The sequence below is a fragment of the Klebsiella sp. 141153 genome (assembly GCF_032601995.1).
In the GTDB taxonomy this organism is placed as follows: Bacteria; Pseudomonadota; Gammaproteobacteria; order Enterobacterales; family Enterobacteriaceae; genus Klebsiella; species Klebsiella aerogenes.
The window spans coordinates 63,580-77,643 of sequence record NZ_JAQIRJ010000003.1 but is presented as its reverse complement, the minus strand read 5'-3'; the positions used below and the strand labels follow the sequence as shown (position 1 = coordinate 77,643).

Here is a 14,064-nt window from a genome sequence, read left to right as displayed (position 1 = left end):
CGTGGGATATGCCTATTTGCAATCGGGTGCCCGGATAAGGTGCAAGCCGCTATCCGGGAATCCTCCCCCGGTGGCGCTTACGCTTACCGGGGCTACCAACCGACTACCGAACTGTAGCCCGGATAAGGCGTAAGCCGCTATCCGGGAATCCTCCCCCGGTGGCGCTTACGCTTACCGGGGCTACCAACCGACTACCGAACCGTAGCCCGGATAAGGCGCAAGCCGCTATCCGGGGGATCCGTCAGCCCAGGTCTGCCATCAATACCTTCGAACGGCGCTGATAGTTGTACATCTGTTTTTTACTCTCCGGCAGCAAATCAATATCCACCGGGGTGAAGCCGCGTTCCTGGAACCAGTGAATACTACGGGTGGTCAATACAAATAGCTTGCTGAGCCCCATCAGCTTCGCCTGGGCGGCGATCCGGCTCAGCAGTACCTCGCCGCGTGACGAACTACGGTAATCCGGATGCACCGCTACGCAGGCCATTTCGCCAATTTTCTCTTCCGGGAATGGATAGAGCGCGGCGCAGGCGATGGTGGTGTTATCGCGCTGGATGATGGTGAATTTATCTATCTCCATTTCCAGTTGTTCGCGCGAGCGGCGCACCAGAATGCCTTGCTGCTCCAGCGGGCTGATAAGATCGAGGATGCCGCCGATATCGTTAATGGTTGCCCGGCGGATCTGCTCGGCGCTTTCCATGACGATCTGCGTACCGATACCGTCACGTGAGAACAGTTCCTGCAGCAGCGCGCCATCTTCCTGATAGCTAATTAAATGGCAGCGACGCACCCCGCTGCGGCAGGCTTTCACCGCCCCGCGCAGGAAGCGTACGGTACCGGAATTATAGTCTTCTTCCGCTTCCAGCTCCTCTACCCGCGCCTGCGCCTCGTTAGGGAACAGTTCGGAAACGATCTCGCCATGCTGGTCGTAGACCCCCTGCGACGAGCAGAAGCCGATCATCTTTTCAGCTTTCAGCTTTACCGCCAGCTGGGTGGCTATCTCTTCAGAAGTGAGGTTGAAGCTCTCGCCGGTGACGGATACCGCGACCGGGCCCATGAGCACGATTGCGCCGCTGTCCAGTTGGCGATGAATGGCTTCTTCGTCGATGCGGCGAATACGGCCGCTGTGGCAGTAATCCACGCCATCATCGACCCCAAGAGGTTGAGCGATAATAAAATTGCCGCTCACCACGTTGATATGCGCCCCCTGCAGGGGCGTATTGCCGAGGCTCATCGACAGGCGGGCGGTAATTTCTAACTGCAGCATACCGGCGGCCTGCTTCACCAGCTCAAGGGTTTTGGCGTCGGTGACGCGGGTTTGCTTGTGGTAAACCGGCTCGTGGTGGTGTTCCGCGAGATTAGCGTCAATTTGCGGGCGCGCGCCATAAACCACTACCAGGCGAATACCGAGGCTATGCAATAAGCCAATGTCATTGACTATGCTGGAAAAGTTATCATGCTCGATGGCTTCTCCGCCCAGCATGATGACAAACGTTTTTCCCCGGTGCGCGTTTATATAGGGAACAGAATGGCGGAATCCCTCGACCAGTTCAGTGCGACGCTCCTTCACCATGACAAACCCTCAATGCATGATTATTCGTAATAAGTGTATTTTTATTCTGTTTTGCTTCGTGGCGCAACCCCTAATTTGTCACTAATTTGCGAAAACATTGTGACAAAACCTTGGGTGTCAAAGTTTGTTTACCCTTTTATAGATGACAGGTTATGCGGCTTTGGTTAAAGTTTCCGGTCAATCTGTTCATTTTGGCTTCAAACGCGTTTTTTTGCTTGGGAGTGGCATGTCGGGATACAAGTCGGGATTAAGCCGCCGTCGTTTTTTACAAGGGGCGGGCGCCATGTGGTTAATGAGTGTGAGTCCGGTCGGTTTGGCCGCCGCCGCGCAGGTTGTCGCGGTGCGTATCTGGCCGTCGTCGACCTACACCCGCGTCACGGTGGAATCCAATCATGTACTGAAATATCGGCAGTTTGCGTTAAGCAATCCTGAGCGAGTGGTGGTTGATATTGAAGGCGTTAACCTGAACTCGGTCCTGAAAGGGATGGGCGGGCAGATTCGCGACGACGACCCGTATATTAAATCCGCGCGCGTGGGCCAGTTCGACCCGCAAACCGTGCGGATGGTGTTTGAACTGAAACAAAACGTCAAGCCGCAGCTGTTTGCGCTGGCGCCGGTCGCCGGTTTTAAAGAGCGTCTGGTGATGGATCTTTATCCCTCTACGGCCACCGATGTGCAGGATCCGCTGCTGGCGCTGCTGGAAGATTACAACAAAGGCGATCTGGAACGTCAGGTACCGCCGGCAGAGAGCGGGCCGCAGCCGGGGAAAGCCGGGCGCGATCGTCCTATCGTTATCATGCTCGATCCCGGCCATGGCGGTGAAGACTCCGGCGCGATTGGTAAATACCGTACCCGTGAGAAAGACGTGGTGCTGCAGATTGCCCGTCGATTGCGCGCGCTCATTGAGCGTGAAGGCAATATGAAGGTCTTTATGACCCGTAACGAAGACGTGTTTATTCCCTTGAAGGTGCGCGTCGCCAAGGCGCAGAAGCAGCGTGCCGACCTGTTCGTTTCGATTCACGCCGACGCCTTTACCAGCCGTCAGCCGAGCGGCTCTTCGGTGTTCGCGCTCTCGACCAAGGGCGCTACCAGTACCGCCGCAAAATACCTCGCGCAAACGCAGAACGCCTCGGACTTAATCGGCGGGGTCAGCAAGAGCGGCGATCGTTACGTTGACCACACCATGTTCGATATGGTGCAGTCCCTGACCATCGCCGACAGCCTGAAATTTGGTAAAGCGGTGCTGCAAAAAATGGGCAATATTAATAAGCTGCATAAAAATCAGGTGGAGCAGGCGGGCTTTGCGGTACTGAAAGCGCCGGATATTCCTTCGATTCTGGTCGAAACGGCCTTTATCAGTAACGTTGAAGAAGAGCGTAAACTGAAGACCGCGAAATTCCAGCAGGAAGTGGCGGAGTCGATTCTGGCGGGGATCAAAGCCTACTTTGCCGATGGGGCGACGTTGGCCAGACGCGGATAAAAAAATAGCGCCTTCGGGCGCTTTTTTTGTAGCGGTATCTACGGACGACAGAAACAAAAAAACACCCTTGAGGGTGTTCATTGTGTTGGTTGCGGGGGCCGGATTTGAACCGACGACCTTCGGGTTATGAGCCCGACGAGCTACCAGGCTGCTCCACCCCGCGTCCGTATTTACTCTTCCATCGAGTAAATTTGCTTCTGATTGTAATTGGTTGCGGGGGCCGGATTTGAACCGACGACCTTCGGGTTATGAGCCCGACGAGCTACCAGGCTGCTCCACCCCGCGTCCGCGTCTACTCTTCCATCAAGTAGATTTACTTCAGATTTTAATTGGTTGCGGGGGCCGGATTTGAACCGACGACCTTCGGGTTATGAGCCCGACGAGCTACCAGGCTGCTCCACCCCGCGTCCGTGGAAGCGCACTATACTCCGCTAGCGTTCTGATGCAACCTTTTTTCGTAGAAATCGTCAATTTTGTAAAAAATGGCGACTAAGTAGACAGCGATGGGCGGATTTTTACACAATTTTGGCTGCAGCTCGCTTTCGCGCATTTCATTAGCCGCATGGGTTTGTTATCTTCATCACGCACTAAGGCTTAGCAGCAATAAAGAAGAGATACCATGAAAGGACGTTGGGCAAAATATGTAGCGACGGGGGCGATGTTGGCGATGCTCGCCGCCTGTTCCTCGAAACCGACCGATCGCGGTCAGCAATATAGTGATGGCAAGTTTACCCAGCCGTTTTCATTGGTAAACCAACCTGATGCGGTAGGCGCGCCGATTAACGCCGGCGACTTCTCCCAGCAGGTTGGTCAGATTCGTAGCGCCTCTCCGCGTCTCTATAACAGCCAGAGCAGCGTTTATAACGCGATTCAGGAGTGGCTGCGTTCCGGCGGCGATACCCGCACGTTACGCCAGTTTGGTATTGATGCCTGGCAGATGCAGGGGGCTGATAACTACGGCAACGTGCAGTTTACCGGCTACTACACCCCGGTCGTACAGGCCCGCCACACTCGCCAGGGCGAGTTCCAGTATCCTATTTACCGTATGCCGCCGAAAAACGGCAAGCTGCCTTCCCGCGCCAGCATCTATGCCGGAGCGCTCAGCGATAACTACGTGCTGGCGTACAGCAACTCGCTGATGGATAACTTCATCATGGACGTTCAGGGCAGCGGCTATATCGATTTCGGCGACGGTTCGCCGCTTAACTTCTTCAGCTACGCCGGGAAAAACGGCTGGCCTTACCGTAGTATCGGTAAAGTGCTTATCGACCGCGGCGAAGTGAAGCGGGAAGATATGTCGATGCAGGCGATCCGTGAATGGGGCGAAAAGCATAGCGAAGCGGAAGTCCGCGAGCTGCTGGAACAGAACCCATCTTTCGTCTTCTTTAAACCGCAGTCCTACGCGCCGGTGAAAGGGGCCAGCGCGGTACCGTTGATTGGCCGCGCGTCGGTCGCCTCTGACCGTTCGATTATTCCGCCGGGAACCACCTTGCTGGCCGAGGTGCCTCTGCTGGATAATAACGGTAAGTTTAACGGTCAGTACGAGCTACGCCTGATGGTGGCGCTGGATGTCGGCGGGGCGATTAAAGGCCAGCACTTCGATATCTACCAGGGCATTGGCCCGGATGCCGGTCATCGCGCCGGTTGGTATAACCACTATGGCCGCGTGTGGGTGCTGAAAAACGCGCCAGGCGCCGGTAGCGTCTTTAGCGGTTAACGTTTAAACGTCCGTATGTTTCTAACCCGGATCCGCGTAACGCGCCGGATCCGGGGTCTCTACTTTATTCTGAGGTTTTATGTCTGTAGTAATCAGCGATGCCTGGCGCCAGCGGTTTGGCGGCACGGCGCGTTTATATGGCGAAAAGGCGCTGCAGTGTTTTGCCGAGGCGCATGTCTGCGTGGTCGGCATCGGCGGCGTCGGTTCATGGGCGGCGGAAGCGCTGGCGCGAACCGGGATTGGCGCGATTACGCTGATTGATATGGATGATGTTTGCGTCACCAATACCAATCGCCAAATCCACGCCCTTGGCGGTAACGTTGGGCTGGCGAAAGCGGAAGTGATGGCCGAGCGTATACGTCTGATTAACCCGGAGTGCCGGGTTACGGTGATAGATGATTTCATCACGCCGGAGAACGTGGCGGAATACCTGGGAGCGGGCTTTAGCTATGTTATCGACGCTATCGATAGCGTCAGGCCAAAAGCGGCGCTGATCGCCTGGTGCCGTCGTTATAAAGTGCCGTTGGTGACGACCGGCGGAGCCGGCGGTCAAATCGATCCGACGCAGATCCAGGTGGCTGATTTGGCGAAAACTATTCAGGATCCGCTGGCGGCGAAACTGCGTGAACGGCTGAAAAGCCAGTTCGGCGTAGTGAAGAATAGTAAAGGAAAGCTGGGCATCGATTGCGTCTTCTCGACCGAAGCGTTGGTCTACCCGCAGGCGGATGGCAGCGTCTGCGCAATGAAAAGCACGGCGGAAGGGCCGAAGCGGATGGATTGCGCCTCCGGTTTTGGCGCGGCGACCATGGTGACGGCGACTTTTGGTTTTGTCGCCGTATCCCATGCGTTGAAGAAGATGTTGGCGAAAGCGCAGCGTCAAGGGGGATAGCCTGAGGGACTTTTTCCGGACGGCGCAGAAACGTAGCCCGGCTCAGCGTAGCGCAAGCCGGGAAGACGGCGTTTGAATTAGCCCTCGCGGGCGGCGGCGAGCACCGCGTCGCTTAGCGCCTGCAGCCCCTGGCTGCGCGAAGCGCTAAGCTGCCCGCGCAAACCCAGCTCATCGAATAGCGCCAACGGATCTTTCGCTAAAATCTCAGCGGCGCTTTTTCCTTCGCAGGCGGCTAACAGCACCGCCAGCAGGCCGCGCACAATACGCCCTTCGCTATCGCCAAAGAAGTGCATCTTGCCCTCGGCATCAACCTGATACCCGAGCCAGACGCGGTTTTCGCAGCCGGCAATCTCTTTCGCCTGCGTCCGCTGGGCGTCCGTTAATGGCGGCAGTTTCTTACCCACTAAAATCAACTGGCGGTACTTATCTTCCCACTGGGTCAGCGGGGCGAAGGTCTGGCGCAGCGTCGCTTCGTTGAGCGCGGCGCTTAAAGGTTGCGAGGTCATCATTAATCCACCAGTATTTCCAGCGCGCGGTCGATAGCGTGCATCAGCGCATAAACATCATCTTGCGTATTGTACGGCGCGAATGAGGCGCGCAGCGTACCGCTGACGCCTAATGCCGCCAGCAGCGGTTGCGCGCAATGCTGCCCGGCGCGCAGCGCAATGCCGGACTCCGCCAGCAGCGTAACCATATCGCTATGGTGTACGCCCTTGAAATCAAAGGCCAGCAGGCTCGAATCTTGACAGCGGAACGAACGAAAACCGGGCCGCTTTGCCAGCTCGTCTTCCGCAAGCGTCGCCAGGCTACGGCTCCAGTTTTCCGCCTGTGCAAGATCGATTTCCTGCAGCCATTCCAGCGCGGCGCTGAGGCCGATAACGCCGGCGACGTTGGGCGTCCCGGCTTCAAGCCGCCAGGGGGCGGGCTGGGTTTTAAAACCATCGAATGAGACTTCAGTAATCATTTTGCCGCCGCCGAGCCATGGCGACATTTCCGCCAGCAGGTCGCTTTTGCCGTATAGCGCGCCAATACCCGTTGGTCCATACAGCTTGTGGGCGGAGAAGGCATAAAAATCGATATCCAGCGCCTGCACGTCGGCCGGGAAGTGCACCGCGCCCTGCGCGCCGTCAACCATCACTATCATTCCCGCCTGATGGGCGAGAGCAATGGCACGCTGCAGGTCGGGGCAGCCGCCGGTGACGTTAGACATCTGGCCAATCGCCAGCACCCGGCTGCGTGAAGAGATAAGCGAAGGGAGTTGCGCGATATCCGGCAGACGATCGGCGCCCAGCGGCAGCTTGACCACCCGCGCGCCGGTTTGTTCGGCAACCATCAGCCACGGTACCAGGTTGGCGTGGTGTTCGGCTTCGCTGACGATTATTTCATCACCAGGATGCAGGCGCGGGCGCACGTAGCTCTGCGCGACCATATTGATAGCTTCGGTGGTGCCGCGGGTCCAGACGATATCTTTGCCGGAAGGGGCGTTAAGCCAGCCTGCGACGCGTTCGCGCGCCGCCTCGTAGCGCTCGGTAAGACGCTGGGCGGCGGCAAACTGGCTGCGGTGGACGTTGCCGGCGCTCAGGCGATAAAACTGGTCGCTGGCATCGATTACGGCCAGCGGTTTTAGCGCCGTCGCCGCGCTATCCAGATAGACGCCGGCATCCGCCAGGGCTGGAAACTGGGCGCGGAAGTGGGCGGGATTGAATGCGTTCATGGAATTCCTCATATCGATATCACGATCGTCGCGCAAATTCCCCATTAGGGCAAGGCTGGTGATAGCGAGGAGGCGGGGAGAACGGTGATTTTTCGGCAAAAAAAAGCACCGCGCATTGCGGTGCTACATTAAATCACTATGGACAGACAGGGTAAATGTACAGGAAGTGAAAAGGTAGCCTTGCTACCATGGTCTGCAAACCCAGACCAATTGCAAACACAACAACACAACATCACAACCGTAAGCCAAAAGCTTGTTGGAACACGCATTCCAAAAAAAGCTTTTCGTTCCGGCTCAGGAAGTGCCGCCACTATAGGTATTTGCTGGTAGAACCTCAACGGACAATTTATAATGGCTCAGATAAAAAAAACTAATAGGTTAACTGTTGTTTCCTATTTGTTAAAACCCGTTAACATCTCAGTCAGAATAACCATGTCGAAGCGATTACCACCTCTGAATGCATTACGTGTTTTTGATGCAGCCGCACGTCATCTGAGCTTCACTCGCGCAGCCGATGAGCTTTTTGTGACGCAGGCCGCAGTAAGTCACCAAATCAAGTCACTAGAGGACTTTCTGGGCCTGAAGCTGTTTCGTCGACGCAATCGCTCTCTGCTGTTAACGGAAGAGGGGCAAAGCTATTTTCAGGATATTAAAGAGATTTTTTCGCAGCTCACCGAAGCGACGCGTAAACTGCAGGCGCGCAGCGCGAAAGGGGCGCTAACTGTTAGTTTATTGCCCAGTTTCGCCATTCAGTGGCTGGTGCCGCGACTCTCAAGCTTTAACTCAGCTTATCCGGGGATCGACGTGCGGATCCAGGCGGTGGACCGTCAGGAAGATAAACTGGCCGACGACGTCGACGTGGCGATTTTCTATGGCCGCGGCAATTGGCCGGGGTTGCGTGTTGAAAAACTGTACGCCGAATATTTACTGCCGGTTTGTTCGCCATTGCTGTTAACCGGCGACAAAGCGTTGAAAACGCCTGCCGATCTGGCGCAACATACGCTGTTACATGATGCCTCTCGCCGCGACTGGCAAACTTATACCCGGCAACTGGGTCTAAATCATATCAATGTGCAACAGGGACCGATATTCAGCCACAGCGCGATGGTGCTGCAGGCGGCAATCCATGGACAAGGCGTCGCACTGGCCAATAACGTTATGGCCCAGTCCGAAATTGAAGCAGGCCGTTTGGTCTGCCCGTTTAATGATGTTCTGGTCAGTAAGAACGCGTTTTACCTTGTTTGTCATGACAGTCAGGCTGAACTGGGTAAAATAGCCGCTTTCCGCCAGTGGATTTTAGCGAAGGCGGCGAGCGAACAAGAAAAATTCCGCTTTCGTTACGAACAATAACGGCCTGATGACCAGGCGTTAACTGACTTTGTAGGGTATCAACATGACCAGCCGTTTTATGCTGATTTTTGCCGCCATCAGCGGCTTTATCTTTGTGGCTCTGGGCGCCTTTGGCGCACACGTATTAAGTAAATCGCTGGGTGCGGCCGAAATGGCCTGGATCCACACCGGCCTTGAGTATCAGGCGTTTCATACGCTGGCGATTTTAGGCCTGTCTGTCGCCATGCAGCGGCGGATAAGCATCTGGTTTTACTGGAGCAGCGTGTTTTTGGCGCTGGGAACCGTGTTGTTCAGCGGCAGCTTATATTGCCTGGCGCTGTCGCATTTACGCCTGTGGGCGTTCGTTACCCCGGTAGGCGGCGTCTGCTTCCTTGCCGGTTGGGTATTAATGTTAATTGGTGCAATTCGTCTGAAACGTAAGGGCGTTGTTCATGAATAAGGTTGTCCTCTATTGTCGCCCCGGGTTTGAGAAAGAGTGCGCAGCAGAAATTACCGATAAGGCAGCCCGCCTTGAGGTATTCGGTTTTGCCCGGGTCAAAGACGACTCCGGCTATGTGATTTTTGAGTGCTATCAACAGGGCGACGGCGAGAAGCTGGTGCGCGATCTGCCGTTTAGCTCGCTGATTTTCGCGCGTCAGATGTTCGTCGTTGGCGAACTGCTGCGCGACCTGCCGCCGGAAGACCGCATCACGCCGATCGTCGGCATGCTGCAGGGCGTGGTGGAAAAGGGCGGCGATCTGCGCGTTGAGGTCGCGGATACCAACGAAAGCAAAGAGCTGATGAAGTTCTGCCGCAAGTTCACGGTGCCGCTGCGCGCGGCGCTGCGTGAAGCTGGCGTGCTGACTAACTATGAAACGCCTAAGCGTCCGGTGGTGCACGTGTTCTTTATCGCACCCGGCTGTTGCTATACCGGCTACTCCTTTAGCAATAACAACTCGCCGTTTTATATGGGGATCCCGCGCCTGAAGTTCCCTTCCGATGCGCCGAGCCGTTCGACGCTGAAGCTGGAAGAGGCATTTCACGTCTTCATTCCGGCGGATGAGTGGGACGAGCGTCTGGCGAATGGCATGTACGCGGTGGATCTCGGCGCCTGCCCGGGCGGCTGGACCTATCAGCTGGTGAAGCGCAACATGTGGGTCTCTTCGGTCGATAACGGCCCGATGGCGCAGAGCCTGATGGATACCGGACAGGTGACCTGGCTACGTGAAGATGGCTTCCGCTATCGTCCGAACCGCAACAACATCTCGTGGATGGTGTGCGACATGGTTGAGAAACCGGCGAAAGTGGCGGCGTTAATGGCCCAGTGGCTGGTGAACGGCTGGTGCCGTGAGACCATTTTTAATCTCAAGCTGCCGATGAAAAAGCGCTATGAAGAGGTGTCGCAAAACCTGGCCTATATCCAGGCGCAGCTTGATGAGCACGGTATTAACGCGCAGATTCAGGCCCGTCAGCTGTATCACGATCGTGAAGAAGTGACCGTGCACGTGCGTCGCCTGTGGGCGGCGGTCGGCGGCCGCCGCGACGAGCGCTAATCAGCGCTCAGCAGCCCCGGTCACGCATCAGCACGGCCGGGATCACGCGGATGGCAACCTAAGCTGTTGCAGGTTGCCATCGAGCTGTAAGTCCGTTTGCAGGCGGGCGATTTCCCGGCAGGTAAACGCCATCTCTTTATGCTCTTCAAGCTTCTTACGCCACTTCTCCGGCACATCCGCAAGCCGCGCGTAGATGCCTTCTAAATCCTGATAATCCGTTAACAGCTGCGCCGCGCTTTTCGGCCCAATTCCGGCAACGCCCGGTACTTTCGAACTGCTAATCCCCGCCAGACCCCAGTAGTCCGGCAGTTGCTCCGGCGTCACGCCGAATTCATTGGCGATAAACGGCGCATCCAGCCAGCGTTTCTGGAAATAATCGCGGATGCGAATGGTCGGCGACAGCAGCTGACAGTAGCCTTTATCGGTCGAGACAATGGTAGCCTGATGCCCGGCCTGGGCAACTTTAACGGCGAGCGTGGCCGCCAGATCGTCCGCTTCGCTGCCGGGCAGCGCCCAGCAGCGTATTCCGCGCTGTTCAAAAGCCGCCCGCAGCGCCGGCATTTCCGCTTCCAGCGTTTCCGGCATCGGCGCGCGCCCGGCTTTATATTCCGGCAGCCGCTGGTGGCGCCAGCCGTGAGCGCGGTCTTCATCGTCGAACACCGCCACGGCATGCGTCGGCAGGCTGTGGACGATAAGCTGTTCAAGGGCGTGCAGGCAGGTATCCGCGCAGGGGGAACCCTGCACCGCATGAATACGGCGGATCAGGTTGAGCGCGTCGACAATTAACAGATGAACAGCCACAAGATATCTCCCTTTGTTCTCAGGCTATAAGGGTAACATCGGTGGCAATACGAGGCTATTGGTAGAGCGAAGTTCGGGAAGCAGGCTCGCAGAATGAGCCAGGGCTGGAGGAGAGTTGGCCCGACATGCCGAAGCGTGCCGGGCCAGAGGCGTTAATCGCAGGCGACGATTTTCATCGCCAGGCCGCCGCGAGAGGTTTCGCGGTACTTGGCGTTCATATCTTTGCCCGTTTCATACATGGTCTCGATAACCTTATCGAGGCACACGCGCGGTTCGCTGGTACGGCGCAGGGCCATACGCGCGGCGTTAACCGCTTTGACCGCCGCGATAGCGTTACGCTCGATGCACGGTACCTGCACCTGGCCGGCAACCGGGTCGCAGGTCAGGCCGAGGTTATGTTCCATACCGATTTCCGCGGCGATGCACACCTGGGCCGGGCTAGCGCCCAGCAGCTCCGCCAGACCGGCCGCCGCCATCGAGCAGGCCACGCCGACTTCGCCCTGGCAGCCAACTTCGGCGCCGGAGATAGAGGCGTTCATCTTATACAGCGAACCAATGGCGCTGGCGACCAGCATATAGCGGGCCAGAGAGTTAGCGTTCACCTTGCGGATAAACTTGTCGTAGTAGGCCAGTACCGCCGGAACGATACCGCAGGCGCCGTTAGTTGGCGCGGTGACGACACGCCCGCCGGCGGCGTTCTCTTCGTTTACCGCCAGCGCGAACATGTTGATCCAGTCCACTACCGCCATTGGGTCGCTGTTGGTATTGTCCTGGCTCACCAGCATACGGCGCAGGGCGGCGGCGCGGCGCGGAACGCGCAGTTTGCCCGGGAGCACGCCTTCAGTGGTGATACCGCGCTCAATACCGGCGCTCATCACTTCCCATACCGCGGCGAAGTGCTGTTCCAGCTCTTCTTTGCTGTGCAGCGCCAGCTCGTTCTGCATCATCAGCCCGGAGAGCGACAGGCCGGTTTCATTGCAGTGTTTCTGCAGATCGGCGGCGTTTTTGTACGGATAAGGTACAGCAACCGGCGCTTCGGTGGTCAGGCCGAAGTGCTCTTCATCGACGATAAAGCCGCCGCCGATGGAGTAGTAGGTCTGGCTGTAGAGCACCTTGTCGCCGCCCAGCGCGGTAATGCGCATGCCGTTCTCATGCAGAGACAGGTTGTCGGCATGGAAATTCATGCACTGGTCGACAGGGAACTCGACTTCGTGCTGGCCGTTCGCCAGCAGCAGGCGGCCGTGGGTATTAACGTCCTGGATAAAGCCCGGGATCGCGTCGATGTCGACGGTATCCGGCAGATTGCCGGCCAGCCCCATGATAATGGCGATATCGGTATGGTGGCCTTTACCGGTCAGGGAGAGAGAGCCGTAAACGTCAACGACGACTTTGCTGACGTCAGCCAGCAGGCCGCGCGCAATCAGGTCGTCAGTGAATTGTTTGCCCGCTTTCATCGGTCCAACGGTATGGGAGCTGGATGGGCCAATGCCGATTTTGAAAATATCGAATACGCTGATCATGATGTATTCCAGTACTGTCGGAAAGCGCGCCGCCGTTAAGCGGCGCGAGGGGAGGTCTTAAAAGAATTAGCTGAACAGAGAGTAGAAAATCGCGGAGATGGCAATCAGGCCCATAATCACAACGAAGACGTTGCTGATGTGGCCGCTGTATTTGCGCATGGCCGGAACTTTCTGGATTGCGTACATCGGCATCAGGAACAGGATCATCGCGATAATCGGACCGCCCAGGGTCTCAATCATGCCGAGGATGCTCGGGTTCAGCGTTGCCACAATCCAGGTGGTGACCAGCATAAACAGCGCGGTCAGCTTGTTCAGTTTGTTGATTTCGATGGTTTTGCCTTTGCCGCGCAGAGACTTAATCACCATGCCGTTGAAACCTTCACGAGCGCCCAGGTAGTGGCCGAGGAAGGATTTGGTGATAGCGATCATCGCGATGATCGGCGCCATCCAGGCGATAACCGGTGCGTTAAAGTGGTTCGCCAGGTAAGACAGAATCGAGATGTTCTGCTCTTTCGCCGCCGCCAGGTCTGCCGGAGACAGGCTCAGTACGCAGCTGAAGACGAAGAACATAACGGTCAGCACCATCATGATGTGAGCGCGCGCCAGGATGCTGGAGCATTTCTTCTCTGCGCCTTCGCCGTATTCTTCACGCTTCGCTACCGCGAAGGAGGAGATGATCGGCGAGTGGTTAAAGGAGAAGACCATCACCGGGATCGCCAGCCACAGGGTCATCAGCAGACCGTTACCGGTTGTTGACGCGCTGCTCAGCGACAGGGTTTCCAGCGCCGCGCCGTTCCACTGCGGGATCAGGTACAGAGCCAGGATCATCAGCGCGATAACGAACGGGAACACCAGGATGCTCATTGCCTTAACGATCATCTGCTCGCCGAAACGAACGATGGTCATCATGCCGACAATCAGGATCAGCGACAGAATGGCGCGCGGCGGCGGCGTTATGTGCAGCTGGTGCGCCATGAAGCTTTCGACGGTGTTGGTGATCGCCACGCTATAAACCAGCAGGATCGGGTAGATTGCGAAGAAGTAGAGCAGAGTAATCAGTTTACCTGCGCCCACGCCAAAGTGTTCTTCAACGACTTCAGTGATGTCTTCGCCCGGGTTTTTACCGGAAAGCACGAAGCGGGTCATACCGCGGTGTGCGAAGAAGGTCATCGGGAAGGCCAGAATCGCCATGATAATCAGTGGGATCATACCGCCGACGCCGGCGTTGATTGGCAGGAACAAAACGCCCGCGCCGATCGCCGTGCCGTACAGGCCCAGCATCCACATGGTATCCGTTTTGCGCCATCCGCTGCGGGTTTCACCCGAAACGATAGTGCTGGTTTGTGTGGTTTCCATCTGTATCTCCTGGAGGAATCAACAAAATCTAGTAAATAAAAACGATTAAATAATATGAAATTCGCTGCTTTACGGTTTTTTAGAAATTTTCTCCGTAACAATTGGGCGGCAAGATACATTTATATGGAAAAT

General features: G+C 56.6%; 12 protein-coding genes and 3 tRNA genes. 6 read left to right on the top strand and 9 right to left on the bottom strand.

The genetic code is table 11. The features are described from left to right. Positions 1-241: 241 nt before the first annotated feature. The gene (argA, locus tag PGS10_RS06235) at positions 242-1,573 is read right to left on the bottom strand and encodes an amino-acid N-acetyltransferase (RefSeq protein WP_316422585.1); all 1,332 of its coding nucleotides are present in this window, start codon (positions 1,571-1,573) and stop codon (positions 242-244) included. A 226-nt stretch (positions 1,574-1,799) separates the two neighbouring features. On the opposite strand from argA, the gene amiC reads away from it, so the two are divergent. Continuing rightward, positions 1,800-3,053, top strand: a complete 1,254-nt coding sequence (gene amiC, locus PGS10_RS06230; RefSeq protein ID WP_015703319.1) for an N-acetylmuramoyl-L-alanine amidase AmiC — start codon at positions 1,800-1,802, stop codon at positions 3,051-3,053. Between the two features lie 86 nt (positions 3,054-3,139). Here the strand turns inward: amiC and PGS10_RS06225 are convergent. The 3 genes from PGS10_RS06225 to PGS10_RS06215 form a co-directional block, all read right to left on the bottom strand. Next, positions 3,140-3,216 (bottom strand) — tRNA-Met (locus PGS10_RS06225). A gap of 45 nt (positions 3,217-3,261) precedes the next feature. Then, positions 3,262-3,338 (bottom strand) — tRNA-Met (locus PGS10_RS06220). 45 nt (positions 3,339-3,383) lie between these two features. Continuing rightward, positions 3,384-3,460: transfer RNA gene (locus tag PGS10_RS06215), tRNA-Met, on the bottom strand. A gap of 212 nt (positions 3,461-3,672) precedes the next feature. Here PGS10_RS06215 and mltA point away from each other — a divergent pair. Both mltA and tcdA read left to right on the top strand, forming a co-directional pair. Further along, positions 3,673-4,770, top strand: a complete 1,098-nt coding sequence (gene mltA, locus PGS10_RS06210) for a murein transglycosylase A (protein WP_045377497.1) — start codon at positions 3,673-3,675, stop codon at positions 4,768-4,770. Between the two features lie 79 nt (positions 4,771-4,849). Beyond that, the gene (tcdA, locus tag PGS10_RS06205; RefSeq protein ID WP_047078971.1) at positions 4,850-5,659 is read left to right on the top strand and encodes a tRNA cyclic N6-threonylcarbamoyladenosine(37) synthase TcdA; all 810 of its coding nucleotides are present in this window, start codon (positions 4,850-4,852) and stop codon (positions 5,657-5,659) included. A 77-nt stretch (positions 5,660-5,736) separates the two neighbouring features. Here tcdA and csdE read toward each other — a convergent pair whose 3' ends face one another. Both csdE and csdA read right to left on the bottom strand, forming a co-directional pair. Then, on the bottom strand, positions 5,737-6,168 hold the full coding sequence (gene csdE / locus PGS10_RS06200; protein WP_045397627.1) for a cysteine desulfurase sulfur acceptor subunit CsdE: 432 nt from the start codon (positions 6,166-6,168) through the stop codon (positions 5,737-5,739). Then, a complete protein-coding gene (gene csdA, locus PGS10_RS06195) occupies positions 6,168-7,373 on the bottom strand; it encodes a cysteine desulfurase CsdA (RefSeq protein WP_045397624.1) in 1,206 nt (401 codons plus the stop codon). The genes csdE and csdA overlap by 1 nt, the downstream gene beginning before the upstream one ends. A 432-nt stretch (positions 7,374-7,805) precedes the next feature. Between csdA and gcvA the strand changes: the two genes are divergently transcribed. From gcvA to rlmM, 3 genes are read left to right on the top strand one after another with little or no spacing between them, the layout of a single operon-like run. Then, a complete protein-coding gene (gene gcvA, locus PGS10_RS06190; protein WP_015369945.1) occupies positions 7,806-8,723 on the top strand; it encodes a glycine cleavage system transcriptional regulator GcvA in 918 nt (305 codons plus the stop codon). A 43-nt stretch (positions 8,724-8,766) separates the two neighbouring features. Then, positions 8,767-9,162: a DUF423 domain-containing protein gene (locus tag PGS10_RS06185; RefSeq protein ID WP_015369946.1), complete on the top strand. Its 396-nt coding sequence runs from the start codon at positions 8,767-8,769 to the stop codon at positions 9,160-9,162. Further along, positions 9,155-10,255, top strand: coding sequence for a 23S rRNA (cytidine(2498)-2'-O)-methyltransferase RlmM (rlmM, locus tag PGS10_RS06180; RefSeq protein WP_015369947.1), 1,101 nt, complete (start codon positions 9,155-9,157; stop codon positions 10,253-10,255). The genes PGS10_RS06185 and rlmM overlap by 8 nt, the downstream gene beginning before the upstream one ends. Positions 10,256-10,297: 42 nt before the next feature. Here the strand turns inward: rlmM and xni are convergent, their stop codons facing one another. The 3 genes from xni to PGS10_RS06165 all read right to left on the bottom strand — a co-directional run bounded on the left by xni (position 10,298) and on the right by PGS10_RS06165 (position 13,932). Beyond that, positions 10,298-11,056 carry a flap endonuclease Xni gene (xni, locus tag PGS10_RS06175; protein ID WP_316422582.1) on the bottom strand — a complete coding sequence of 253 codons (759 nt, stop codon included), beginning with the start codon at positions 11,054-11,056 and terminating at the stop codon, positions 10,298-10,300. Between the two features lie 152 nt (positions 11,057-11,208). Then, positions 11,209-12,576: an L-serine ammonia-lyase gene (locus PGS10_RS06170; RefSeq protein WP_015369949.1), complete on the bottom strand. Its 1,368-nt coding sequence runs from the start codon at positions 12,574-12,576 to the stop codon at positions 11,209-11,211. Between the two features lie 66 nt (positions 12,577-12,642). Further along, positions 12,643-13,932, bottom strand: a complete 1,290-nt coding sequence (locus tag PGS10_RS06165; RefSeq protein WP_316422580.1) for an HAAAP family serine/threonine permease — start codon at positions 13,930-13,932, stop codon at positions 12,643-12,645. Between the last annotated feature and the right edge of the window lie 132 nt (positions 13,933-14,064).

Coding starts and splice junctions, on each gene's coding strand:
- argA (WP_316422585.1), bottom strand. CDS start 1,573: ATGGTGAAGGAGCGTCGCACTGAACTGGTCGAGGGATTCCGCCATTCT.
- amiC (WP_015703319.1), top strand. CDS start 1,800: ATGTCGGGATACAAGTCGGGATTAAGCCGCCGTCGTTTTTTACAAGGG.
- mltA (WP_045377497.1), top strand. CDS start 3,673: ATGAAAGGACGTTGGGCAAAATATGTAGCGACGGGGGCGATGTTGGCG.
- tcdA (WP_047078971.1), top strand. CDS start 4,850: ATGTCTGTAGTAATCAGCGATGCCTGGCGCCAGCGGTTTGGCGGCACG.
- csdE (WP_045397627.1), bottom strand. CDS start 6,168: ATGATGACCTCGCAACCTTTAAGCGCCGCGCTCAACGAAGCGACGCTG.
- csdA (WP_045397624.1), bottom strand. CDS start 7,373: ATGAACGCATTCAATCCCGCCCACTTCCGCGCCCAGTTTCCAGCCCTG.
- gcvA (WP_015369945.1), top strand. CDS start 7,806: ATGTCGAAGCGATTACCACCTCTGAATGCATTACGTGTTTTTGATGCA.
- PGS10_RS06185 (WP_015369946.1), top strand. CDS start 8,767: ATGACCAGCCGTTTTATGCTGATTTTTGCCGCCATCAGCGGCTTTATC.
- rlmM (WP_015369947.1), top strand. CDS start 9,155: ATGAATAAGGTTGTCCTCTATTGTCGCCCCGGGTTTGAGAAAGAGTGC.
- PGS10_RS06170 (WP_015369949.1), bottom strand. CDS start 12,576: ATGATCAGCGTATTCGATATTTTCAAAATCGGCATTGGCCCATCCAGC.
- PGS10_RS06165 (WP_316422580.1), bottom strand. CDS start 13,932: ATGGAAACCACACAAACCAGCACTATCGTTTCGGGTGAAACCCGCAGC.